General features: G+C 52.8%; 15 protein-coding genes and 1 tRNA gene. 7 read left to right on the top strand and 9 right to left on the bottom strand.

The features are described from left to right. Positions 1–98: 98 nt before the first annotated feature. Entirely contained in the window at positions 99–1,703 is a 1,605-nt protein-coding gene (locus IE065_RS11980; protein WP_189515357.1) for an MFS transporter, read from the top strand. Positions 1,704–1,706: 3 nt separating this feature from the next. Here the strand turns inward: IE065_RS11980 and IE065_RS11975 are convergent, their stop codons facing one another. Next, positions 1,707–2,744 carry a LacI family DNA-binding transcriptional regulator gene (locus IE065_RS11975; protein ID WP_189515355.1) on the bottom strand — a complete coding sequence of 346 codons (1,038 nt, stop codon included), beginning with the start codon at positions 2,742–2,744 and terminating at the stop codon, positions 1,707–1,709. 222 nt (positions 2,745–2,966) lie between these two features. On the opposite strand from IE065_RS11975, the gene IE065_RS11970 reads away from it, so the two are divergent. After that, the gene (locus tag IE065_RS11970; RefSeq protein WP_189515353.1) at positions 2,967–4,721 is read left to right on the top strand and encodes an SGNH/GDSL hydrolase family protein; all 1,755 of its coding nucleotides are present in this window, start codon (positions 2,967–2,969) and stop codon (positions 4,719–4,721) included. Between the two features lie 94 nt (positions 4,722–4,815). On the opposite strand, the gene IE065_RS11965 is transcribed toward IE065_RS11970, so the two are convergent. Beyond that, positions 4,816–5,775, bottom strand: a complete 960-nt coding sequence (locus IE065_RS11965) for a glycoside hydrolase 5 family protein (protein ID WP_189515351.1) — start codon at positions 5,773–5,775, stop codon at positions 4,816–4,818. A 452-nt stretch (positions 5,776–6,227) separates the two neighbouring features. Here IE065_RS11965 and IE065_RS11960 point away from each other — a divergent pair, with 452 nt between their 5' ends. Next, on the top strand, positions 6,228–8,879 hold the full coding sequence (locus IE065_RS11960; RefSeq protein ID WP_189515349.1) for a glycoside hydrolase family 5 protein: 2,652 nt from the start codon (positions 6,228–6,230) through the stop codon (positions 8,877–8,879). Positions 8,880–9,086: 207 nt separating this feature from the next. After that, positions 9,087–10,472: a trypsin-like peptidase domain-containing protein gene (locus IE065_RS11955; protein ID WP_200163219.1), complete on the top strand. Its 1,386-nt coding sequence runs from the start codon at positions 9,087–9,089 to the stop codon at positions 10,470–10,472. 7 nt (positions 10,473–10,479) lie between these two features. Here IE065_RS11955 and IE065_RS11950 read toward each other — a convergent pair whose 3' ends face one another. The 5 genes from IE065_RS11950 to IE065_RS11930 all read right to left on the bottom strand — a co-directional run bounded on the left by IE065_RS11950 (position 10,480) and on the right by IE065_RS11930 (position 15,232). Next, entirely contained in the window at positions 10,480–12,834 is a 2,355-nt protein-coding gene (locus IE065_RS11950; RefSeq protein WP_189515347.1) for a cytochrome-c peroxidase, read from the bottom strand. Between the two features lie 67 nt (positions 12,835–12,901). Continuing rightward, positions 12,902–13,846 (bottom strand): DnaJ C-terminal domain-containing protein, encoded by a 945-nt coding sequence (locus IE065_RS11945; protein WP_189515345.1) that lies wholly within the window; start codon positions 13,844–13,846, stop codon positions 12,902–12,904. Between the two features lie 136 nt (positions 13,847–13,982). Beyond that, positions 13,983–14,363 carry an Hsp20/alpha crystallin family protein gene (locus IE065_RS11940; protein WP_189515343.1) on the bottom strand — a complete coding sequence of 127 codons (381 nt, stop codon included), beginning with the start codon at positions 14,361–14,363 and terminating at the stop codon, positions 13,983–13,985. A gap of 44 nt (positions 14,364–14,407) precedes the next feature. Continuing rightward, positions 14,408–14,830: an Hsp20/alpha crystallin family protein gene (locus tag IE065_RS11935; protein ID WP_189515341.1), complete on the bottom strand. Its 423-nt coding sequence runs from the start codon at positions 14,828–14,830 to the stop codon at positions 14,408–14,410. Positions 14,831–15,146: 316 nt separating this feature from the next. After that, positions 15,147–15,232 (bottom strand) — tRNA-Tyr (locus IE065_RS11930). 246 nt (positions 15,233–15,478) lie between these two features. On the opposite strand from IE065_RS11930, the gene IE065_RS11925 reads away from it, so the two are divergent. Together IE065_RS11925 and IE065_RS11920 are read left to right on the top strand one after the other, a co-directional pair. Then, entirely contained in the window at positions 15,479–16,906 is a 1,428-nt protein-coding gene (locus IE065_RS11925; RefSeq protein WP_189515339.1) for a chloride channel protein, read from the top strand. Further along, complete coding sequence (locus IE065_RS11920; RefSeq protein ID WP_189515337.1) at positions 16,903–18,717, top strand: chloride channel protein; 1,815 nt, start codon at positions 16,903–16,905, stop codon at positions 18,715–18,717. The genes IE065_RS11925 and IE065_RS11920 overlap by 4 nt, the downstream gene beginning before the upstream one ends. A gap of 43 nt (positions 18,718–18,760) precedes the next feature. On the opposite strand, the gene corA is transcribed toward IE065_RS11920, so the two are convergent. Beyond that, on the bottom strand, positions 18,761–20,023 hold the full coding sequence (corA, locus tag IE065_RS11915) for a magnesium/cobalt transporter CorA (RefSeq protein WP_189515335.1): 1,263 nt from the start codon (positions 20,021–20,023) through the stop codon (positions 18,761–18,763). Between the two features lie 91 nt (positions 20,024–20,114). Between corA and IE065_RS11910 the strand changes: the two genes are divergently transcribed. Next, positions 20,115–21,044: a tyrosine recombinase XerC gene (locus IE065_RS11910; RefSeq protein WP_200163220.1), complete on the top strand. Its 930-nt coding sequence runs from the start codon at positions 20,115–20,117 to the stop codon at positions 21,042–21,044. Between the two features lie 139 nt (positions 21,045–21,183). On the opposite strand, the gene IE065_RS11905 is transcribed toward IE065_RS11910, so the two are convergent. Further along, positions 21,184–24,063 carry a hypothetical protein gene (locus tag IE065_RS11905; RefSeq protein WP_189515333.1) on the bottom strand — a complete coding sequence of 960 codons (2,880 nt, stop codon included), beginning with the start codon at positions 24,061–24,063 and terminating at the stop codon, positions 21,184–21,186. Positions 24,064–24,091 lie beyond the last annotated feature (28 nt).

Genomic DNA, 24,091 nt, shown 5'->3' with positions numbered 1-24,091 from the left:
CGTCCCGATGTCTGTTCGTGGAAGCACATTCCTTCAATATAACCAAACGCCGTGTAAAAAGCGCTTTTAATCAACGCCTTCTCAATCTTGCTTATTCCATGAAATTTAAACGACTAAAGAGCAGTCTGGCAATAATTCCCGAGAAGGATCGTATACCGCTAGGTCAAAAAGTTGCCTTCGGGTTGGGCCAGAATACTGAGTTCATTGCTGGTAACCTGATTACTAGCACACTATGGATGCCCTTTTTTAATATTGGTCTTGGGATTAGTCCTTTGGTCCTTGGTGTCATTCTGATGATTGTTCGAGCGTGGGATGCGATTTCAGATCCTCTCGTGGGTAATCTATCGGATAACACCCGTACTCGTTGGGGCCGCCGTCGGCCATATATATTCATCGCTGCCATTACAACCGCGCTCATTTATCCGTTTGTTTGGCATCTGCCGGGTGACATTGTTAATGGCACCTCATGGCTCGTAGCGGTCTTCGATTCGATTCCATTGCTAAACCACGTAGACTTGACCGCCAAGGACAAAGCCGCCGGTATCTACCTGACCTTCATTTGCTTGCTCTACTTTACCAGTTTCACTTGTTGGTCGATGCCCTACTATGGATTGCAGCTCGAATTGACGCCGAATTATGACGAGCGGACTCGTTTAACGGTTGTCATGACATTTATCGGAAAAGTCACTTCTTTCGTTACCGGTTGGGCATTTGTCGTGATTGTTTTCATCGGAGCCGTGGCGAAAGGAGATTTTACCGAAATCGACAGCAAGCCGCAGTGGGTTCAAGATTTTGCGGTCTTCATTCAACCATTCTTGAGGAATTTTGCGGGGGACGTTGGAGACGATAAACCGATCGTCATCGGGATGGAAATTCTCAGTTGGTTTTTTGCCGGAATGATTATCCTGCTTGGCATTCTTCCCGCGATATTTGTCAAAGAGCGTTATTATAATAAAGAGGCGAAGACTCAAAAATCTGAACCATTTTGGAAAAGTGTACGGGAATCGATCACCTGTAAGCCACTTTGGTCGCTGATCGCTGCATCATTCTTTTTGGTCATGGGCTATACGTCGATCAGTGGCTTGGGTGCCTATGTAAATATCTATTACGTGTGCGACGGAGACATGATAAAAGCAGGTGTAATCACAGGCCTCAAGGGCAGCGTTATTTCAATCACGGGTATCTGCTTGCTGCCCTTTTTTACGTGGCTCGGCGAGAGATTCGACAAGCGAATCGCCGTTATCAGCATGTTGGGCACCTGCATATTTGGTCATTTATTAAACATTGTGCTAATGACGCCCGAAATGCCTTATCTTCAAATAGTATCTGGCTTCTTTGAATCCAGTGCGATCAGTGCCGTCTGGCTATTCCTGCCTTCGATGAAGGCCGATGTGGCTGACTACGATGAGGTCAACACCCACCGTCGTCGTGAAGGTTCGATCAACGCATTCTACTCATGGTTTATCAAGAGCTCCCTAACGCTTTCGATGGGAATCAGCGGGGTAGTTTTAGCCTATTCGGGATACAACGCAGATTTGTCAGTTCAGCCAGATGCGGTCATCAATCGCATGTTTATTCTCTATTTGATCTTGCCAGCGATAATGTGGGGAGTGGCGCTTTTCTCCATTTGGTTTTATCCACTTAGTCGTGCTCGGTCAGACGAAATTCGGCAGATGCTGGAGGAACGTCGGGGCTTTATTTAAGCCCTATGCGCCAGGTCGTTTCTTGAGCAGACTGACGCCGTCTTTCCATACGCCTTCCACCATGGTGGTCAGTGGAACCTTAGGCACGCCACGTTCTCCACGTTGAATCGCGCCAATAACCATGTCCATCGCAGCTGCCCCGACGTGCCAAGGGCGTTGGTCAATCCCCGCAATGTCGGGATCGGATTCTTCCCAGTTTAGGGTCATGAAATCAATGTCGCCTGGCACATTGTAACCAGCGTTTTGTAGCTCATGCATCGCAATTAGATTATCGCTGATTAGGACATCGAGCTTATTTCGGTGACACCAATCGGGCACATCCTTCAACGTGTTATCATTAAATAAAAAGTGAAAGACTTGAAAGTTTTTCTGACTGCCATTGGCCGCATCCAAGCGGCGATTTTCTGCCAATAGCGCACCGGACAACCATAATTCATCAACGCGACGACTGGTGTCGGCATACAAGCATAAGCCGACTCGTTTGTAGCCAGCGTCGCAAAGATTTCGCAGTGATTCTTGTATGGCATGGAAGTGATGAGCCGCGCTACGATGTAGGTTTGGCGATAGAAACGAATAGCCGGTCGTGATGGAGCTAAAGCGTTCCCACTCCATTTCGATGTGCTGTCGGACCTCCGGGATTGGGGCCACAAACAAACCGAGAATGCCTCGGCTGTACAGAATCTTACTCAGGCGAGCGGCGTTCATGTCCTTTTCTCCCAGCCAGAAATGCTCAAGCTTGTAGCCGAGTCCTTCCAGCCGTGAGGTTGCCCCAGTATAACAACTGTTATAAAACGAATTATTCATCCACTCGTTGCGCGAATTGAAATTAGTCAGATAAGCAATCGTGGTAATGTTTGAATCTATTTTTTTGCCACGACGCCGTGATGCAAATGCCGATAGCAATGGATCTGGTCGGTAGCCCATAGATTCCGCCACTTCTTTTATACGCTTCTGGGTATTTTCCGGAATTTGCGGATTCGAGCTTAGTGCACGGCATACAGTCGAGGAAGAGACACCTGCCTTTGCAGCGATATCTTTCATCGTGATTCGGGTATTATGGGGATTTTGGGATTCTGGTAAACTCACGGGTAAAGCATATCATGCGTATCAATCAGCGGAAATCAACGCAACATATTGCATAGTCACTAACTTGTCTCAAACGCGTCCTCCCCATAGACCTAATGTACATTCCCCCCCTTTTATGTTTCACTTGTCAGTTACTCAGTGCTTTGAGTGATGATTGTACGCTTACCATACCCAAAAATGACATACCTCTTTTTCAAAAAGAACTTACTGGTTGCTATGCTTCTGGCCGCTTCCGTATTTATCAGTGCAAATGCACAAGCCACAGAGCCTCTACTCGTCGTCGCTACGGGTGGACGCATAGGGGTGTTTAAATACGGATCGTCAGATCCGGCTGCTACTGCGTTTTGGCATCGTACACCGCATCAACTTGGCGGCCCGGTGGCAGAAATGCAAATTGGGTTCATGAACTGGTTCCTCAACTACTCTGTTGAATATGATAATGAAAACGATGTAACAATTGAACATGCTTGGCTCGAACGTGCATTGGACGGCCAGGTTGTGCCAATTACATTTGACGGCTCAAGGGAACTTATTATGCCCGCAGCTTCCACCGAGCCATTCTGGCCAGCAGACCCCATTGATTCGAGTGTCTGGACGGGAGGGGTCCCTCAGAAAGATGAAATTTTCTGGCTGCATATCAAAGGCAGTATGCCTTCGGGCGGGAAGGTCTGCCAGGGTAATCCAACTGGCTACAGCGGCTCAAGATTCATTGTTTACAATCCGGCTAATGGTCCAGGCACAATTGATTTTTCAGGAACGGTACCATCCATTTCTGGACAAAGTGCTCGGACGCGCGGCTTGCCTGTAGTCTTCCTCGGTCGTTATACCGACCCCGGCCACCTTGCTGTCATTGGTATAGGCGACAGTATTCTCGATGGATCAGGTGACGCGAGCAGCTCTTATAGTTCGGTTTCTGGATTTGGTTATTTTAATCGTGCAGCCGTTGACTCTGAGGGGAAGAACACGATTGCCACTTTTAATCTAACTCGCCACGGTGCTGCTGCGGGCACATGGAATACGGCTGTTCGCCAACGTCCGTTTTTACAGTATGCGAATGTCGTGGTCGAAGAATACGGCACGAATGATCTGGGCTCTACAGGAGGAGGCAGCGTTAGTACCATCCAGAGCCGCTTAGAGAACATATGGACCCTCTGTCGAAATGCGGGAGTTCAGCACATATTGCGTGCGCAGTTGCTCCCACGAGCCGAATCAACGGATTCTTGGGCAACGAAGGAAAACCAGACCCCCAATAACGGTTGGGGTGACGGCGGAAAACGGGATGAACTGAATGCCTTTTTCGATGCTTCTGTCACGAATGGAAAAATCGACATGGTGGTCCAGATGCTCGATGCCGTAAGCGATCCGACCGACTCGCATGTTTGGCTGACCAATGGCTCGGCCAAGTTTTTAAACACCGATTCCACTCACTTGAATTCGAACGGTAATGCAACGATTGCGCCTATTCTCCGCACCGCTTTGCTCTCCTTAACGGTCGATGCTCCGGAGCCGACCTATGGCGGTTGGGCCGAATCGATTGATTGGGGCGCAGCGGATTCCTCGCCCGCCGCAGATCCGAACAGCGATGGTGTCATTAACGCCATGGCGTATGCGCTGGATATTTCGCCACTCAATCCGCCGCAAACAGGTGATCTGCCCTATGCAGTTTTTGATGAAGACACCTCCAGCGGCCTTTGGCTGAAATTCATCTTCCGTGAGAGCTCCACTGCACAAGATCTTGTTTACAGCTGTCTCTCTTCAACTGAGCTCAGTTCCGGCTGGGTGAATCTGATAGCTGACGGAATCAACGTCATAGAAGAAACACTCGACACGGATCCCGATGGGGATGGTAGTGCGGTTTTAAAGCAGATAAAAATAAATCTGGTTTCGTTTGGTGATACACGACGTTTTGTAAAACTGGACATTAGTTTGTAGGGCTTAGACGTCGTAGCGCAGGAAGGAAAGTCAGTGCACCAAAAAAGCACAGGCTGGATGCCTGTGCTTTTTGGTGATTTCTTAGCTGCCTGGGTCAGGCAAGGGTCAGCGAATACTCCTTGAGTGCTTGATAGGAAAGCTTGGGTTTTCCATTTTTGTCTAGAAGGCCCCATGCAGTTTCTGCCGGGCAATCTGCATCCTTGCATTGCCAGCAGGTTTCAGCGTCGCGCCAGTTATAATAAAAGGCCCCCAGGACGAACGGTTTTTCGCTGAATATTTTCATTACTTCCCGGATATAGTCAGCTTGCATCTGTAGACTGTGCTCACCGCGCCAAGAGAACTTCCATTTTTTAATTTCGCAGGGATATAGCTCCTGCGAGATTTCTTCTTCAGTCATGATTCCACCTGATGCAGCATACCCAAATTCCATAATAATGATCGGCTTACCGGTCAGCTCATAGAAGCCATCGAGATACTCACTCCAACTGTCGGGTCCGCCCTTACGCCAGCTACCTGGATAGCTATCAAAGCCAGCGAAATCTACCGGCAATGTGGGATCATCATAGATGCCTTTGGCGAGGAAAACGCCCTCATGCGCTTCGGTGTTCCCATCGACTTCACCGGGTAGGGATGGGTAAAGGGTAATGTTGATTCCGACCTTTAAGTGTGGTGCCTCATCCTTCATCGCCCGAATACCAACCTTCAGGAATTCGACAGACTGCTCCATGGTCAAGGTATCCCGGAATATCCAAATATCCAACTCATTGGCAACTTGCCACCACTCGATGAGTTCACCGAATTCCTGTGCAAAGAAACGACTCACCCGAGCATATGCATCATAGTATTCAATGCTTCCTGCAATTAGTGATGCTTTAGCCATTTCACGTGGCCCCGGCGAGATGCCGACAAATTGAAATCCGGCGCTGTGTAGCTCGCGCAACCGCTCACTGGCTTTATAAAATCCATCCGGTTGTGAGCGCTCTTCAAGGAATGCATTCACGTCGAAATTGAAATCACCAAATCGAAGCCAGCCAATACAAGCCGATTTCATCATCGATAAATCTTTTCCAGATAGTTCAGCAAATCGGGCCGCTACCCCAAACATAAAATCAGGAGAATTCTGCATAAATTGGTTAGTCAAAGTGTTTGGCCTAATTGGATAGGCAGAGCACAATATTAAGCTATCTGAACCCACCTTTTGGCAACCGTGGCTTAGCGCAATTAGTTGCATAAATCATACGTTTTCAGATTCATCTATTATTTTTCGACATTCTTGATTTGAGATGAGGTAAGAAGAGATTTCGTCGCAATCTATTGCGAGCAAGACGCTTTGAAAAAACGGATAAAAGGCACCTAATTAGGAGCAGCTCAAATTGGGCGAATCGCAGCTTCCCCCCCCCGTCCGGACTTATGAGTTGCTATTCCGCACCTCCTCTAGCCGTCCCAGTTATCACTCTCTGAGTTCCGTCGGAATTCATTCTCATAACCCCCCCCAATAAAAAACACATGATAAAAAAGTACCCCAACGCGAACAACCTGCTTGTATGTGGGCTGTTACTCTACCCGATGGTTGGCAACGCTGCCATCGTAATGGAAAGCTGGTCCTCGGCTCCATGGAATTTAACCGGAGGGGCCACCTCCTTCGCCGCAACACAGAACGATCCGAGTTTTGAAGGTGGCACAGACGCGACTTTTATTTTTGCCAATCCGTTAACTGGTGTGGATGTTTCCACCCCAATATTTCCAGACAATACATCCGCAGTTTCTAGCCTTTTCGGAGTCGAAGGTACTGGCTTTGGAGTGGCCGAATCTGGTGTGGGAAGATTTGATCGCGGAGAGAGCTTCTCACTGACAGCCGATCACGCTTTTCAACTGAGTGGTATCAGTTGGACTGAGTATCAGGGCGACGAAGCAGTCCACCTAACGTGGACCAGTGGTGGGATTCAATACAGTGAACTGCTTGATTTGGAAGCTGGTTCCTTTTACACAACGACCGTGCTGTCTGACATCATGGTCGACGCCAATACGGCATTTGTCATCACTAATGTGAGTGACGGTTCAGCTGGTGCCAATGGTCGGTTGCGCGTTAGGCAGGTGATTGTGGAATTAATTGCTGGCGCTACTGTGCCTACCGTCGGCGAGACACATCGCTTGCAAAGCTGGAGCAGCAGCCCGTGGAATCTTTCTGCGGGTAACACGGCATTCTCAGGCAATGTCTCCGATACTACGCACGGAATGGTTTATGTTAGCTTTCTGGATCCAATTGACGGCATTGATGTTTCCAACCCGAATCAGCCGGATTATACCTCGGCGACGGCCTCTTACTTTGGAGTTGAAGGTACTGGCTTTGGCGTCGGTGAATCGACTGTTGGCCGATTCGATAGTGGGGAAAGTTTCGTCATCCAAACGGAGCAGGCTTTTGAACTTCAATCGATTCGATGGGCGGAATATACCGGTGACGAAATTCTGTATCTCTCTTGGATTAGCGAAGGAGCGCCTTTAAGTGCCACTATCCCAATGGGAGCTGGTTCCTTTTATACGGAAGTGCCTTTTGATGGTATATTTGTGGACGCAGGCACGCCATTGGAAATCACTAACGCCAGCGATAGTAGTGCCTATGCGAATGGACGACTGCGGGTAAACTACGTCGATATCGCATTTCAAACCACAATCGCCGAAGTTGGTGATTTGCTGGGCGCACACTTGATTATGGGCATGTGGAATGATTGGCCCTGGAATGCTGAGGGTGGTGACGCCACGATTAGCGGTTCAATGATCGCTCCGGAAAATGGAGGGACAAATGTCAGCTTCACGTTCACGGCTCAATCCGACGTCGATATTACGAATCCCAATTCGCCAGACTTCACCAGCGCGACCTCCGATATTTTTGGATTTGAGCCCACAGGGTTCGGTGTGGGAGAATCGACGCTCGGGCGCTTTAATCGTGGAGAAAGCGTTACGCTTGTTTGCGACCATGACTATCAACTTGATACCATTCGCTGGCGCGAAGTGCAAGGTGACGAGCAGATACATCTGTCATGGATTCAGGATGGTGTAGCTGAGCAAGCAGTGATTACTGTCGCCACTAGCGAAACCAATCTCGTTGATCTAATCGCCGACGCGAACACCGCGCTGGTAATGACCAACGTCAGCCCAATTACCTCTCCTCTCGACGGACGTCTTCGCATCAATGACTATAAACTTCGCCTCCATTACGACACACAACCGAGCTACGATCATTCTGGTTCAGACGGCTTTGTTCAGATGATGGGCGTTAATCTGGCCGGCGCTGAGTTTGGCGGCTTTGCATTCTGGCAAGATGATCCTTTGGAATGGAATTACTACCACAGCAAAGGGTTGGATTTGATTCGTATTCCTTTCAAATGGGAGCGCGTTCAGGCATCGCTCTATGGCGCAGTTGATTTCTCGGATATGGACACCGTTGTGGCGCTCGCTAATGCGCGTGGCATGAAGGTCGTACTCGACATGCATAATTACGCTCGTTTGAACGGCAATTTAATTGGCACCACGAATGTGCCCAATGCTGCTTTTGCGGATGTTTGGCGGAAAATCGCGGATCATTACAAAAATGAAACTGCGATCTATGGGTATGGTATTATGAATGAACCGCACAGCACGGGTGGTCTATGGCCAGCAGCAGCTCAAGCGGCGGTAGACGGTATTCGCGACGTGGATACCGTTAACTGGGTCATTGTTGGAGGTGAAAACTATAGCAGCGCGTCCACTTGGCGTAGCAGCAATCCCAACCTGGATATCCAGGACGCATATGGAAAAGTAATGTATGAAGCTCATATATACTTTGACCAGAGCTGGCCAGCAGGCGATGGCAGCTATGGATCATTCGACAGCGAGACCCCCGCAGACGACCGCGGCCTTCGCTTGGTTCAGCCGTTCCTTTTATGGCTTCAGGAGAAGGACGCACGTGGCTTCCTCGGTGAATATGGTGTTCCTAAAAACGATGTTCGCTGGCTCCCAGTGCTCGATAACTTCATGGCTCACATCCATGCATATGGCTTAAGTGGAACCTATTGGGCTGGTGGTGAGAATTGGAGTAACTATGTATTGGATTGCTCTCCCACGAATAACTACACGGTCGACTCTAATCAGATGTCGGTGCTGGAGAACTATACTGAATAACCCTTAATATATTTCGTTCCGTGCGATAGACGAGGCCGCCTTGCATTTACAAGGCGGCCTTTTGCATCAGTGGAGACGGTCTCTCATTGTGGTGAATTATCATATGGCTGTTTATTGCGGTAGTTTCGGTATTCGTGGGGCTCACTTATGCCGGTAGTGTTTCGGCAACGGGCTTGCATCAGGTGAGGAGGCGCGCATGTTTGTCGAATGCTTTCCGTTTGTTGCCGCCGTAATCGGTTTTGGCCGATGTTTGTTGTCAGTCTAGGGCTCGCGTTGTCTGGATGCGCGCACCAAGACGATGGGCCGCTTATGGCTTCGTCCAAGACACGTGAGGGGTTTGACCGTTTACTCGACAGTGTGGTGCGGTTGGACGTGTGGGAAACTACCTTTAGCGGTGGTTCAAAACGAACCGCGCGTGGTGTTGGCAGCGGCGTTATCATGACGAGTGATGGTGTGATCCTGACCAATGCACACGTGGTCAACCCATATGCTGAACGTATTTCAGTGACGCTTAATAATCTGGAGCGTGTTCCCGCGAAGCTGATCGGTTGGGACCATTGGACGGATCTCGCAGTGGTGCAACTCGACCCAATGGAGGTCGCCCAGCGTGGGTTGACGTTCTCCCACGCAGAATTTGGTGACAGCAGTCAGCTTAAGCCGGGTGAAACGGTGTACGCGGTAGGAACTCCCAACGGGCTGACGCGCACGGTTTCGCGGGGAATTATTTCCAATACCAATCGCTTTTTCGAAGGTCGCACGGTGGGGGCAGGTTATGAGACCGGTGCGTTCAATACGTGGCTCCAGACAGACGCCGCGATTAATCCGGGTAATAGCGGTGGTCCGCTGGTGCTGTCCAATGGGCGCGTGATCGGGATAAATACACGGGCTTATCTAGGCGCGAATAATTTGGGTTTTGCGGTGCCTAGTGATATCGCTCGTGAGGTGCTGTCGCATTTGCTGAATGCGGATTCGGTTCCTCGCAGCTATGTTGGGATTACACCAGCTGCGCTACAGGACCTAGAAAATTTCTACCAACTCGAAGCAAATCAGGGCATGCTCGTGCAGAGCGTCGATCCAGGCTCGCCCGCGAGCAAAGCGGGGATGAGCCCTGGAGATATTATTCTGTCGATCGACGGCAAGACGGTGGACGGACGGTTTCCTGAGCAGTTGCCCGCGATCCAGAACGCGATTGCGAGCCGCCCAGTCGGCAGTGAGATTCCGTTTGAACTGCGACGTGGTAACCAGGCGCAAACGATGGTCATTACGACCGAACCTTTGGAAAGTCGTGTCGGTGCGATGGAGGCCTTTGAAAAATGGGGTGTCAGCGTGCAGCGTATTTCAAAAGCAGTAGCGCGTGAAGAGAAGCTGAAGAGTAACGATGGCGTCCGCGTTATGGGGGTACAGGCCGGTTATCCGGCAGCTGAGGCAGGTGTGAGCTCAGGTGACATTATTCTGAAAGTGGGTGATGTGAACATCGATTCGCTGGATGCGATCCAGACGGTCTATGACTCTTGGGTGGCTGATCCACAGAAGGTGCTCGTCGAAGTTGAGCGTGGCCGTCAGGCGTCATATCTCGTGCTCAAACCGCGGTAAGTTTCCATCACTCCACCAAGCGTAGCTTGAGGCGGAGGAATTGGCGCGCGTTGCTCTGGATGGAGGTCAGGCTGCGGACGGTGATCGTTTCCGTGCCATCGCCATTACTGACCACGCTGATTTCTTCCAGCATGTCGTTGCTGCTGATCCAGGTGAGCAGGTCCGCAGAATATTCTACGATGGGCTTGATGTCGGCGGAGAACTGGCGTCGTGTGTAGCTGAGCGTCGGGTAATCGATGCCGTCAATGGAGACTGATCCCATGGTGAGTGTGCTGCCGTTGCGTTGGGTGGCGTCGGTGTTGGCAAAGTATTCCTCGATGTTGAGCAGAGGGTCGCCATCGGGATTGGCTAGGGCCTCAGCGTCTTCAGGCGAGAGCGTAGCAAGCAGCATGTCCGCCCAAGCAGCGAATCCCGTTTTACCGTCTATACCGCCTTCGCCGAAGAGGGTGATTGTGATCGTTGGGCTGCAGGCAATGCCGGTGGCGGACGCGTCATCGAGGACATACCAGCGCCCGTAGAGAGTTTGGCCAACCAAGGTTGGATCATCGGGAATTTCCACGGAAACGGAACCCGATCCTGAGCCATCTTCTTCACTTTGGATCAAGGTCGTTGGGAAATAGCAGGCGACTTGCGAGGGGGGGGGGATGGAACTCGTCGCGGGCTCTGTGATATCGAGGACGAAGACAGCTTCGGCACCGGGCCGTCCATCGATCACGCCTACGGTGAAGCTGGGATTACCGACCAGTGGGGGCTCTAGGGCTACCACCTGCGGGATGACGTTTCCTAGGCCGGGATAGCCACCGTCAGCGATGACTGGGATGCGGCTACTGTTCGTGTAAAGAGTGGGGTGGTCGAAGGGGGGGGACTCGTCGGCAACACGGTCGTCGGTCAGTGTTTCGAGGAAGCTGATGACGTCGTTGATGCCCGTTGCGTTCAGACCGGCAGGGCGGAGCTCGTTGGCGGTGCTGGCAAAGTCCCCCCCTCGGTTATAAAAGTCAATGACGTCGCGGAGGGTGTCTATGCTGCCCGTGTGCATGAAGGGGCCGCGTAGCGTGACGTTACGCAGGCCAGCGGTGAGGAAGTCGCCACGATCAGCATTGCGGCCAGTGACATCATAGCGGCCCATGTCTTCATTACCTGTGATGGGGCGCACGCCAATGTTGTGGAAATCGCCATCGCTGAAGGTGGGGCCGTCGTGGCAATTCTGGCAACGCGGCCCGGCGAAGAGATTGCGTCCGCGGGTTTCCGAGGCGGTGAAATTCTCGATGCCCATGAGCATGCGGTCATACTTGGTGCGGTCGGAGAACAAAAGGCGCTCATAGCTGGCGATGGCCATGGCGACGCGGGCGACAGTGATATCGGAGTCGCCGTAGGCTTCAATAAAGAGAGCTGGGTAATCACGGTCATCGATCCAGGCTGCGAGTGCGGTGGGGATATCGGTGGCCAAGGCGAGGGGCCTAGCGGCCTCGATGCGGGCAATGACATCGCTCCAAGTTGAGCCGATGTGGGACATTTCTACGTCGTTAGCGAGCGGTCCGGCGGCTTGGGATTCCAAGGCGGCACCGGAGGTAAGGACTGTCTGGCTGGTCAACGGGTCGGTGAAATTGCTGGTGGCGCGGCCATCCCAGAAGAGTTCATCCGTGTAGCCGGCGTTAATGGCGGGACGGGGATAACGGCCAGTGACTTGCTCATTATAGCCATAACCGTCGCTCCAGGTATAAAGGCCGTCAGCGGTATTGAGGGGCACGCCGGGTGAGCCAATGACGTCGTCCGTTGTGCCAAAAACGCCGTCGGGTCCGGGGTGGGTCGCGCGAGTAGGGTCGGCACCTGAGCGCTGATCAGTGCCGCCATGGGTGGGGGCGTGGCAGGTGGCGCAGGCCATCGTGCCGGTGGAGGAAACTTGCTCTTCCCAGAATAGTGCTTTGCCGAGGTAGGCTTTGGAGGCGGTCAAGGCGTTGCCGTTGGGCTCGGGGGGGGGGAGGAGGGGGGTGTCGGTGCCAAAGTTCGTTGTTCCGTTTGCCCGTAAACCCGTGTCTGGGCCAGCAAGGGGGCTGAGTGCGACATCGTTTTCCGCCCCGACCCAGTAATAATACGTCTGTCCGGCGGTTGGGCTTGTGTCAAAATAATGAGGGCGATTGGTGACGCTTAACTCGGCCGCGTTGGCAATGTTGTTCGTCATTGCTCGATAGATGCGGTATTGCGTGGCGTAGGCGACGGGCTCCCAGCGGACCATGACCTTGGTTGAGTAGTCACCATCTGATGCGTCCACGCCCATAGGCGCGTAAAGGGTGTCCTGGGCCAAGGCCAAGGTGGTGGTTGCTATAAGGGCGGCTAAAATACGGCAGAAAATCCGGTAATGCATAAACCGGAAAACCGACGCCTCAGCAGATAGTTGCGGCAATTAAGATGACGGTTTTGTCATCCTAATTTCATTCAGCCGTTTCTCGCAGTTTTTCCCAGAGCTGGCGGACTTCGTCGGTCTGAGGGTCTGGCGCATAGACTGCGTATTCCACGAAAATATCGCCCTTGCCGTCTTTTTTCGGCAGGCCAAGGCCACGCAAGCGGACGCGGGAGCCGGTGCGGGCACCTGCGGGCACGGTGATGCGGACGCGTTTGCTGTCGGGCAATGGAATTTCCTTGGAGGCACCAAGGGCGGCGTCCCATGCGGGTAGCTCCAGTGTGTAAATGAGATCGGCGTCTTGCACCTGATAATCCGGATGCGCGGCCAGTCGGACCCTTAAATAAAGGTCGCCGGAGACGGCACTGGCACCGCGTTCGCCTTGACCGCTGAGGCGGATGCGCTGGCCGTTTTTGACGCCGGCCGGAATACGCACCTTGTAGCTATTTTCCTGACGCTCGCCAGTTTGCGAGTTAACGCGTTCCAAGCGAATCGTGCGTTCGGCACCGCTGTAGGCCTCGTTGAGTGGGACCATAATCTCGGCTTCCATGTCCTGCCCACGGGCAGGGGCACGCTGGCGACCAGCACCGCCGTAGGGGTCGAAGCCACCACCGCCGCCGCTAAAGAATTGCTCGAAAAAGTCGCTGAATCCGGTGCCGCCAAAATGAAAATCGTAGTCTTGCGGGCCACCTCCGGCACGGCGATAGCCGCCACGCTGGCCGGGGCCAGCGGAGCCATATTGGTTCCAGTTGGCACCGAGTTGGTCGTATTTGGTGCGTTTTTCCGCGTCTCCGAGAACGTCGTAGGCCTCGCTGATTTCCTTAAACTTGGCCTCTGCGGCTGGGCGGTCATCGGGTTTGGCCTTGTCCGGGTGGTGTACACGTGCAAGCGCACGGAACGCCTTCTTGATTTCGTCGGCGGTGGCGTCTTTTTTGACTCCGAGGGTCTGATAGTAGTCTTTAAAATCCACAGGCATGTTGGGTTCTCCACGCAATCGTTCCGAAGCTTGGCCGCGCTGGCGATCAAAATTCGGGATGGTTGCCAAGACCGTGAAAAAGGCCGGGCGGGTTTTACCTGCCCGGCCCTGTAATTGTCTGCCGGAGCTGGGGTGCTTAGTTGACCGCGATTTGCCGCGGTTTTGCGGCCTCAGCGACCGGCAGGGTAATGGTTAGCACGCCATTAGCGGTTTGGGCGGAGATCTGATCCGCGTCCACCGGCACATTGAGATCGAGTCGGAGTCGGTAATCCGCAGTGGGGATTTCCCGGTAGCGGGCTTGCCAATTTTCGTTGGCATCCGTCTTGCGGGCAGCCTCAATTGCGAGGGTGTCCTTCTCGACTGTGATCTTTACGCCATCTTTGGCGACGCCGGGCACATAGACCCGGACGGTGTAGGCGTCCTTGTTCTGCGCGATTTCATAATGTGGGCGCAGGTATGCAGCGCGCTTGGGTGCGGGCGTGGACGTTTTCTTTTCGGCAATTTGTGTTTCGCTCATGATAAGTGGTTTCCTATTGGTTGAATTGGTTACTGGTGATGCCTTTAATTGACCGTGATCGCTTTGGGCTTACGGGCGGCGGCTTTGGGCAGGGTGACCTGCAAGAGACCGTCTTCGAGCTTCGCCGTGACCTTGTCTGCGTCGATGTCGTCGGAGATGGTCAGTGAGCGCGAAAACTCTGTTTTTTGCTCTTCCTCGCCTTGTTTCACGTTGCGCTTGGCGGTGATGGTGAGCACGGCATTTTCGAGCTGAATGTTGACATCCTGTTTGTCGACGCCTGGTAGCTCAGCGACTACTTGGTAGGCTTCGTTGTTGTCATCAAAAACGTCGACCCGAAAGCTGCGGGTGGCGTTGTTTTGGCTATCGAATAATCCCGTCCATCGGTTGTTGCCCAGCGTGCGGTCAAGCAAGCGGTCCATTTCAGCGAACGGGTCATTCCAGAAGTTGTCGTATTTAATTAGGTGCATAATGTTTTTCCTCTTATGGTTGTTGGTTACACCGGATTAAATGCATATAGTACGCCAATGTTTGTTGAATTTATATATTGTTGATAATCAATTGAATGTGAAATTTTACATGCTTCTAAAATGAGACAATGTGTCGCTATAGGCGTGTCGGAAGTTACCACTGTGCAGCAATGTCGCACGTGGTATGCAAGTTTCCAGATTTGGTGGCTCGGTCAGTTCCCCTGCCATTCCAGTAAGCCACTGAGAACCGGAAGTTCGTCGCAAAAAAAAACCTCTCACATTTGGAGAGGTTTTGCGAAAATTCCGCATTGAAAAGTGGTGGTGGGAGCCGGATTCGAACCAGCGAACGGTTACCCGAACAGATTTACAGTCTGCGTGCTTTAGCCACTTGCATATCCCACCGATTTTTGAAGCCATTGTGAAACGGCCATCAGGAAAACGCTCTGTTGTAGAGTTCGAGACGACATTGCCAAGCGTTTTTTTTGGAAAAAAGACATCTGCCGAATGTTTAGTGGTTTATATGAGTCCTGAAAGAGGGAGCAAAGGTGGTGGTGGGATCGGTGTTGTGGCGCACTTCCACGTTTAGTTAAGGGATTGACTTTGACAGGCTTACGGGGAGCGCTAACAGTCATCGCGCGCAATTAAATTATGGCAACGGGCGAACCTGATACAGAGGAGACGATTGACTGGCGGCATGCTCTATTAAGCCGAGAAGCTTGGTGGGGGTATCTGGTGGTTGCTCTTGGGGGGATCGCAGCTGGGCTGGGAGCCTTATATTTTGCCGGGGTGGAGATCTTTACCGTCGAGCTATTGCGCGACTGGCACAACGAAGAGCCTTGGCTGGCTTTTCTGGTGATGCCGGGCTTCCTGATTTTAATTATCTGGCTGCGCGATCATTATTTTTGCGGCACGGATGGCACTGGCATCCCGCAGACCATTGCCGCGCTCAAGCTGCGAGACGGTCCGGCGCGTGATGTAGTGCTCTCGATGCGGATTGCTCTGGGCAAGCTGATCCTGACGACGTTGGGGTTGTGTGCGTTTTTATCAATCGGGCGAGAAGGCCCGTCGGTGCAGCTCGGGGCGTGCTTTATGCGCTGTTGTAATCGCTTCGCCAAATTCCCGGCGCACCTTGTGCAGCGGGGTTTGATTTTAGCTGGCGGTGCCGCAGGCATTGCGGCAGCGTTTAATGCGCCAATCGCGGGCGTTGTCTTCGCGCTGGAGGAGATTGGTCGCCGCTTCGACAAAGAAAACATGGGCACGCTGGTGCGCACGGTGATCTTGGCCTGTATGGTCTGCGTGTTGTTTTTAGGGAATTATTACTTCTACGGCGAGCTGGACTACGGGCGAGATCCGCTTGTTTTCGATTCCTTCACGCAATGGCTTTTGATTCCGATCATTGCCGTAATCGGTGGCTTATTGGGTGGGCTCTTTTCAAAAACGCTGTTGATTTGCATGCCCTATGTGAATCGGGCGATTAAGAAGAACTTCGTGCTGACTGCGGGCGCGATTGGCTTGGCTTGTGCGGCACTGGCGTTTTTCACGCACGGTGGCACATTGGGCAGTGGTTACGTGGAGGCGCGGTCATTGCTACTCCAGGGCAGCCCAGACTTTCTCGCAACGATCCCCGTGGACCAGCAAGACCGTCTGATGGAGGCCGGTGAGCGCGTGACGCCGTTTTACTTCCTTTGGCGCGCTATCGCGAGTTTTCTGGTGTTGCTGACGGCGATTCCGGGCGGGCTTTTCGACCCGTCATTTTCGGTGGGTGCTGGGCTGGGCCACACGCTTTTTCCAATGTTGGAGTGGACTGGTGCGCCGATGCAGGCCGTGCTATTGCTGTTTATTGTTTCTTATTTTTCGGGCGTGGTACAGAGCCCAATGACCTCGTTTATCATCCTGTTGGAGATGACTGGAGTCACAATGTTTGCGCTCCCGCTAGCTTTGACGGCTATGCTGGCTTATGAGGTTTCCCGGCTGGTCTGCCCAACAGCGCTTTATGAAGCGCTGGCGTTCAACTTCCTGCGTGCCTCAAGCTGCGCAGCGGAGACGCCTGAGACCTCTGAGAAAAAACCTACATGAGAAAACTCAGGATTTTTAATTTGCCCGACTGGATGCGGGCGCGGTTTACCGATGGGCAGCGATTCCTGATTTTGTGCACTGTCGCTGGTGTACTTTGCGGTTTGGCGGCTGTGGCCTTTCACCTTGCCATTCATCACGTGTTTGAGTGGCTATGGGAATCGGCGGAGCACGCGAAGGCCTCGCATTGGTGGTGGTTTCCAGTGATTTTAGGCTTAGCGCCCGCTATTGGCGGCCTTGCTGTGGGGATTATCCTCTCCAGATGGGCACCCAATGCGGTGGGTAGCGGCATTCCGCAAACGAAGTCTGCCTTTTACAATGAATTCGGCGTGATCAAGCTGAGCGACGGCGTTTGGCGCTTTGTGCTGGGCGTGTTCTATGTGGGCTTGGGTAATGCGCTAGGCCGAGAAGGCCCCACTGTCCACATGTGTGCGGCTATTTCGTCGAAGCTCGGGCAAGTTTTTGGTTTGGCCAAGGTGCGCATTCAGGCTTTGGTGCCGGTGGGCATGGGGGCAGGCATCGCAGCGGCTTTTAACGCACCGCTGTCGGCGATCACCTTTGTGTTTGAGGAACTCTTGGACGACTTTTCCTCCAAGGCCTTGGGCGGTATCGTGATTGCGGTGGTGGTGGCTGCGGCGGTATCGCGGGTGATTTTGGGGGAAGATCCGGTGCTCACGGTGCATATTCATCAGGACTTTAACACTAATTGGTGGATGCTCGTAGCGCTTCCAATTGGCCTGTTAAGTGGAATCATCGGCCACGGTTTTGTGAAAAGCCTGCTCTGGACACGGGGCCAAATGAGGCAGAGCAAGATGCCGATCTGGCTGCGGCCAGCGGCGGGTGGTCTGGCAATGGGCCTGATCGGTGTGACTGCTTACTACATGACGGGTCTCTTTGGGGACGAGCAAAAGGGCGTATTTTCGATTGGTTATGGCAGCCTCACGGAAGCTTTTGAGAACAACTTGGTCGTCACTGTGATGCTCATCCTGTTCGTCTTCAAATTCCTCGCGGTCATCATCTGTTATTCGTCGGGCGGCTCTGGAGGTCTATTTTCGCCGACGCTTTTTTTGGGCGGTATGTTGGGCGGTATTGTTGGCACGGGCCTAGTGTCGCTGAGTCAATCGACGGGCTTGTTTACGCTGCCGGAAGCCAACCAAGTGGTCGGTGCCTGTGTGTTGTTGGGCATGGGGGCGCTGTTTGCGTCCATCGTCCGCTGTCCGTTTACCTCGCTGCTGATCATTTTCGAAATGACGCGCAATTACGCACTGATCCTGCCCTTGATGGCTGGCAATATGATTTCTTATTACTTGGCCAGCCGACTACTGCGTGTGCCGCTCTACAACTCCTTGCTTCTGCAGGACGGCATGAACCTGCGTAAGATGCCTGCCTATCAAGGTGCTCAGGACTATCGGAATTTGCCAGTCTCAACCATCATGACTTATGATGCGGTGACGGCAAACGGAGATAAGAACGCTAAGGATAATCTGGACGATCTTACCCCGGCACAGAAGCATCATGGTTATCCAGTTGTCGATGGAGAAGGCCGTTTGGTTGGCGTGATTTGCCACCACGAAATGGAGGAATTTGTTGTCGCTGGAGATGAGTCCACTTTAACGGATGCACTGGCCAAGCGCCATATCATCAGTGTTACTCCGGATACCTCTATCCGCGCCGCGGCGGCAAAGCTAATCAAGGAAGATGTGCTCCAGGTTCCAGTCGTCTCCGAGAAGGACGAGCAGAAACTGATTGGTGTGCTGACCTTGCATGACATTGCTCGCCAGCAAAATACAGCCAGCGAAATGATGGGCCGCTAGATTCTGCTGTTTTTCTCGCTGCCACGTATTGCATTAAGCGGCTTTAATCGTTGCCGCCAATCCAGCCTTTGCGCCAAAAGAAAATGGCCAGACAGGTCGTTGCACTCAGACAGACTCCCCAGAACACATAATAGGAATATTGCCAATTCAGCTCAGGAATGTGCTCAAAGTTCATCCCATACACTCCGGCCACGAATGTAATTGGAATAAAGAACGATGCCATGATTGTTAGCACTTTCATGATCTCATTCATTTTGTTGCCAACGGCGCTCTGATAGAGGTCGTTGAGGCTTGAAGCCGTTTCGCGGTAGGTCTCGACAATGTCGATTACTTGCATGGTGTGGTCGTAAACGTCGCGGATGAAGGTCTTGACTGGGTCGGTCATGCAACCGGATTCATCGCGGTAAATGCTATCGACGACTTCGCGTATTGGCCAGAGTGTGCGGCGTAGTTGCGAGAGGTCGCGTTTGATCGCAAACAAGCGCCGTTGGGCCGCTGGTTTGGGGTTGGAGGCAATCTCTTCCTCCATGTCTTCGAGGACTGAACCATAGCCCTCGAGCAGCGGAAACAGATGGTCAACGACGGAGTCCATCAGGGCGTATAGCAGGTAATCGGCTTTGTTTTGAAAAAAACGCGCCCCCTTGATTTCAATGCGTTTGCGGACTGGGTCGAAGACGTCGCCCGGCATTTCTTGGATTGTGAGAAGTGTATCGCCAAAGCAGAAGATGCTGACCTGCTCATTGCGCATGTGGCCTCCGCTGATCTGAATCATCCGGATTACCATAAAAAGATAGCCTTCGTAGGCTTCGCACTTTGGTCGTTGTAAGGGCTGGATAACGTCTTCCGCCGCGAGCGTGTGGAAGTTGTAGTGCTTTCTAAGGCGGTCCACAGTTTGCGGGTTCAGGCCCTCTACGTTTAGCCAGCGTACATGGGCACCCTCTGGCCGTGGCATGGCCAGAAAGGCTTCCAAGTCGTCGATTTGCGTTACCGCGTGGAGCTCGGGGCCATAATCGATGCATGAGATGGTGACGGGGATTTCCACCGTCGACTGTCGCTCAAGGTAGTGCTCGATGCCTGGCGATGAGCCTGGCGTGGAGCGTTCCAGAAATGGCGCTATGGGGGCTTCAACCAGGCCCAGCACCGTAGAGCCGAGACTTTTTACTCCTCTACCAATTGCACCTGCGGCGTCCGTCATGACGTGCGTGACTGCGTCCGTTGATGCGTGGACGGCCTTGCCGACGCCTTTGCCGACTTTGCTCACGCTCTTACCCACACCCTCAACCGCATCGTGAACCTGCTTTTTCATGTGAAGATAGTAAGTAGGCTTAGCGGGAAGATCAAGCGTTGGCTCACATTGGACATTGCTCTGCAAGGGGATATTTGAACGATGGATAACGGTGAAAGATCACGCCAACGCAGAGTCTGAACGCCCGGAAGCCGTAGCCATTGCTGCTTTCCTACGTTGTCTGGAAAGCGAACGGCGTGTTTCGGCCTATACGGTTCGCAATTACGGGCAGGCGCTACGTCGCTTTGCTGACTGGCTGCGCAAATCTGACTGGGCTGGAGACTGGGGCGCGGTTGTTCCCGCACAGGCACGCGGTTATCTGATTGAATCTCAACAGGGTCTCTCACGTCGAACGGTGCATAACCATTTCTCGGCCCTGCGGAATTTTTTCCAATGGCGACGGGAGCGCGGGGCAACGACTAATCCGTTGGCTGGCCTGACTTTGCCGAAGCTGCCTAAATCTCTGCCCAAGTTCCTGAACGAAAAGCAGATGAAAGCGCTGCTCGATGCACCGATGCGCGAAATGGATAACGAGGCCATCGAGCCTTTCATCGCTTGGCGCGATCGCCTGATGATGGAGTTACTCTACGGCGCGGGATTGCGCGTTAGCGAGCTCGTGGCGTTGAATTACGGATCAATTGACGCCTCGGGCGTTGCACGGGTGCTGGGCAAAGGGCAGAAGGAGCGTCTATGCCCAATTGGTCGTGTTGCGCTAGCCTGCATGCAGAAATTTAAGAACGAGCACGCCACCGCAACCGACCGTGATGCACCAGTATTAATCAACGAGAAAGGCCGTAGGCTGAGCGTGCGACAGGTCCAGTTGACGCTCAAGCGCTACCTTGCGCTGGCAGAGTTGCCCATGGACTTATCGCCCCACAAGCTTCGTCACAGCTACGCGACGCATTTGCTCAACCACGGAGCGGATTTGCGCATCGTGCAGGAACTCCTCGGCCATGCCAGTCTTTCGACAACGCAAATCTATACACACGTAGGCGTTTCTCGTCTGCAAGAGGCGCACAAGCATGCTCATCCACGGGCATGATGCAATTTGTATGGTTTTCAGCCAATGAAGACCTCGGTCTCGACTCACTAAAATATGGACTCCATTACAAAAAATGGCGATGGGCATTCGCCCATCGCCATGTGAAATTAGCCCGTTGGCTACTACAGCTCCTAAATCCTTACTGAGCAGAAGCTAAGCCGGGTATGAGACGCTTTTCCGGCGGAATGGAACTATTACTCAGAGCAACCTTGGCGACTTGGGTCAAGGTTTCACGCCCCCAGACTGTCAGCACGTGGTCGCCTGCGCTTAGTTCGATTTTTTGCGGATACTGCTCCTTATTGATGTCGGCAGTGTGCCATCTCCACACAGATGGTGCAGATTTTCCAAAAGGCCAATAGGTGATTTCGCCATCGTCAATCTGTAAGCGTAGGCTGTCGTGCCCGGGTGACCCTGGACCAGGAATATAGGCCAGTGCGTGCATGTAATACGTGCCAGCCTTGTCAATGGTTACGGGGAGCTTGATATAAGAAGCGGCAGAGGCATCGCGGCGGTCTGGTGCTTGGAGAACTTGCGGCACTGGCCCGTTTGTTACGTCAAGGACGGTGAAGCCAGCGTATTCGAGGTCGACTGCGTTTGCGATTTTGATGAACTCATTCTTCGGTTTGACGTAGCCCTTGATGAATGAAGAGCGATTATAGCCGCCATCCGTGCGAACAGTGACAGCGCCTTGGAGGAGGCCGTCCTTGTCATTTTTCGGATCAAAGCTGACGGTGATCTCGTGTGGTTGGCCATCACAAGGACCGGTTTCTGGTGTTGCCTTGAGCCATGGCGAGCTCGTGATTACACGCCAGTGCTTGCCGAGGGAGGCCGGTGCGTTAACCGTGAGTTTTTCGGTCTTTTTGTTGCCTTCGCCAATAACCATTTCAATGGTTCCGCTCATGGGGAGCAGCGAGATGGAATCCTTGCGAACAGGGAAGACTGGGTCTGCTCCAACGGGAAAGGCACCAATGTCTGGGGCTGAGCCACGGTGGTCATCGTTGACCATGGGTAGCTTCACGCCTTTGCCTATGGCAGCGGAATTATCCGAAAGGCGGTAATCGCCAGCTTCTCGATCCTTAAATTTCTCTACACCCACGACACCATTGGCCTGCCAGGGATCGATCGCGGGATCCATGGAATTGACTCGCAGCATGTCGTAGTCAAAATCTCCCAGTGCCTTTTGTGGATAAAGGATTACGCCGAGGCCGAAGAGGTTGTTGCGGGTCTGGACTGGCGTTGGCCCCTTGCCCCAGTTGCTCCCTCGGAGGCCCATGCTGTTACTGTAAATCGTGTTGTGGAAGAAGTAGTTTATTCCGGGTTCGGGTGACTTATTTCCACCGATCTTGAACGCGAAGTTCGTGGCACCACGTTCTTCGCCTTCGAGGACGATCAAGTTGCGGAAAATATAAGATGGCCCGTAGAGCGTTGGTGCCGTGCTGATACCGCAATAGCTGCTTTCGATCCAATTGTTAAACATACGCACGTTCATCTGACCGCCGTCGAGCTCGATGCCGTCGTCATTGCTGAAGAACATGATATTGCCCTGCACGTCGGTGTCGCGATAAGGCCCGCCCTTTACCTTGTTATTGTAGGCACCTTCGATGGTATCATTGAAACGATGCTCTTCTGCGCCGATCAGGTCGTTATTGCGGATGACGTGATGGCCTTCTGAATTGGAAAGTATGATGGATGTCGGCCCAAGTGGATGACCATTGGCCCAAGATGTCGCACGGCCGTTTGGACTATGAATGAAGCAATTTTCGACAACCACCCGTTCTGCGCCTCCGCTGACACGGACTCCGGCTTGCAAGTTGATGCGTTCGCCTGCTTCGTCTAAGTAGAACGGGCCTTTGCCCCACCTCTTGTTCGTGGATGGGAGCAGAGTGCCGGGGTTACCCCAGTTGGAAATATCACAGCGACGAATGCGTATGTCGGACGATTTTGCAATGGCGATTGCGTCCGTGGTGCCGCCCTTAATGGTCAGGTTTTCGATGACTATGTATTCGGATTCCAGAATCTTGATCGCATTATTGGCTTTACCGCCAGCGTCGAGAATAGAGGTGCCATCGGGTGCTCCAGTGTAACGAATCCATGCATCTGCAGTGCCTTTTTCAGTGATCACCAATGGCTCGGTATTCACGCCGGGCTCAAGATAAATGGTTTTGCCGATTGGCACATCGCTGCTCCAGGTGGTGGTGGTGGCTACTGCTGGGGGGGGGGTATCGGGGAGGTTCTCATCGGTCATCCAAACTTTTACTTCATATTCGGTTTTTTCGTTGAGATTGAGCAGGCTGCCGCGGAGTTGCTTAGTCTCATCGTGCCAGACAACGCCGAGCGTGGGCTTCCATTCTGTAGCGCCTTTTTCACGGTAGACCATGTGGCCCTCGGTGTTCTGGCTCATGTCGCCAACGATATCCGCGTAAACGCCAATGGAGTTAAAAGTCGGTATGGCTTCGAGCAGAGAGATTTTCAGGGGTTCGCGAACGCGTTCATTGGCAGGGACCACAGACATGTTGGCAAACCATACGGACTTGCCAACTAGGCTAGCCTTCTGATTGTAACGCAAGAGGACAGCCATGGCGTCGGCTTCGTGGACTTCAAATTCTTTGCTGACTTTTTCCCAGCCCGATCCAGATTCCTTCACGCTGATGCGCTGGTATTCCTTGCCGCCCTTAAACAGTTTGATTTGGACGAAGCCGCTCAAACCCTTGTCAGACTTTACCCAGCCTTCGAAGTAGTAAACGCTGCCGGGCTTGATGGGGAATTTCTGTAGGACTTGGCCTTGGCCGCTGTTGGCCTTGTCGAGGGTTACTTTCAGGCTGCCTACCGCGCCCTCGGGCTTTTCACTGGTGTCGTATTTCAGTGTGGCGTGGACGCTCGAAGGCAACTGCCATTTAATTGGTGTATTGCCGTTAAATTCGGCGAAGTCACCGTTTTCCAGGAGGTTGCCTGCGTTTGCAGTGCCGATGCCGGTCAGTGCAATCGCGCACAGGGCAAAGCGTAAAAAAGTGTTTCTCAAGTTGTGCATAGGTTTGGGTAAATTTGGG

Origin of the sequence: Cerasicoccus arenae, assembly GCF_014651635.1 — a bacterium.
GTDB lineage: Bacteria > Verrucomicrobiota > Verrucomicrobiia > Opitutales > Cerasicoccaceae > Cerasicoccus > Cerasicoccus arenae.
The sequence above is the reverse complement of the archived record's forward strand: the minus strand, read 5'-3'. Positions and strand labels throughout refer to the sequence as shown.

What these genes read in the sequence shown, in the direction of transcription:
- IE065_RS11925 (WP_189515339.1), top strand. Translation starts at nt 15,479, where the DNA reads ATGGCAACGGGCGAACCTGATACAGAGGAGACGATTGACTGGCGGCAT.
- IE065_RS11950 (WP_189515347.1), bottom strand. Translation starts at nt 12,834, where the DNA reads ATGCATTACCGGATTTTCTGCCGTATTTTAGCCGCCCTTATAGCAACC.
- IE065_RS11970 (WP_189515353.1), top strand. Translation starts at nt 2,967, where the DNA reads ATGACATACCTCTTTTTCAAAAAGAACTTACTGGTTGCTATGCTTCTG.
- IE065_RS11960 (WP_189515349.1), top strand. Translation starts at nt 6,228, where the DNA reads ATGATAAAAAAGTACCCCAACGCGAACAACCTGCTTGTATGTGGGCTG.
- IE065_RS11955 (WP_200163219.1), top strand. Translation starts at nt 9,087, where the DNA reads ATGCTTTCCGTTTGTTGCCGCCGTAATCGGTTTTGGCCGATGTTTGTT.
- IE065_RS11935 (WP_189515341.1), bottom strand. Translation starts at nt 14,830, where the DNA reads ATGCACCTAATTAAATACGACAACTTCTGGAATGACCCGTTCGCTGAA.
- IE065_RS11945 (WP_189515345.1), bottom strand. Translation starts at nt 13,846, where the DNA reads ATGCCTGTGGATTTTAAAGACTACTATCAGACCCTCGGAGTCAAAAAA.
- IE065_RS11965 (WP_189515351.1), bottom strand. Translation starts at nt 5,775, where the DNA reads ATGATGAAATCGGCTTGTATTGGCTGGCTTCGATTTGGTGATTTCAAT.
- IE065_RS11940 (WP_189515343.1), bottom strand. Translation starts at nt 14,363, where the DNA reads ATGAGCGAAACACAAATTGCCGAAAAGAAAACGTCCACGCCCGCACCC.
- IE065_RS11975 (WP_189515355.1), bottom strand. Translation starts at nt 2,744, where the DNA reads ATGAAAGATATCGCTGCAAAGGCAGGTGTCTCTTCCTCGACTGTATGC.
- IE065_RS11920 (WP_189515337.1), top strand. Translation starts at nt 16,903, where the DNA reads ATGAGAAAACTCAGGATTTTTAATTTGCCCGACTGGATGCGGGCGCGG.
- IE065_RS11980 (WP_189515357.1), top strand. Translation starts at nt 99, where the DNA reads ATGAAATTTAAACGACTAAAGAGCAGTCTGGCAATAATTCCCGAGAAG.
- corA (WP_189515335.1), bottom strand. Translation starts at nt 20,023, where the DNA reads ATGAAAAAGCAGGTTCACGATGCGGTTGAGGGTGTGGGTAAGAGCGTG.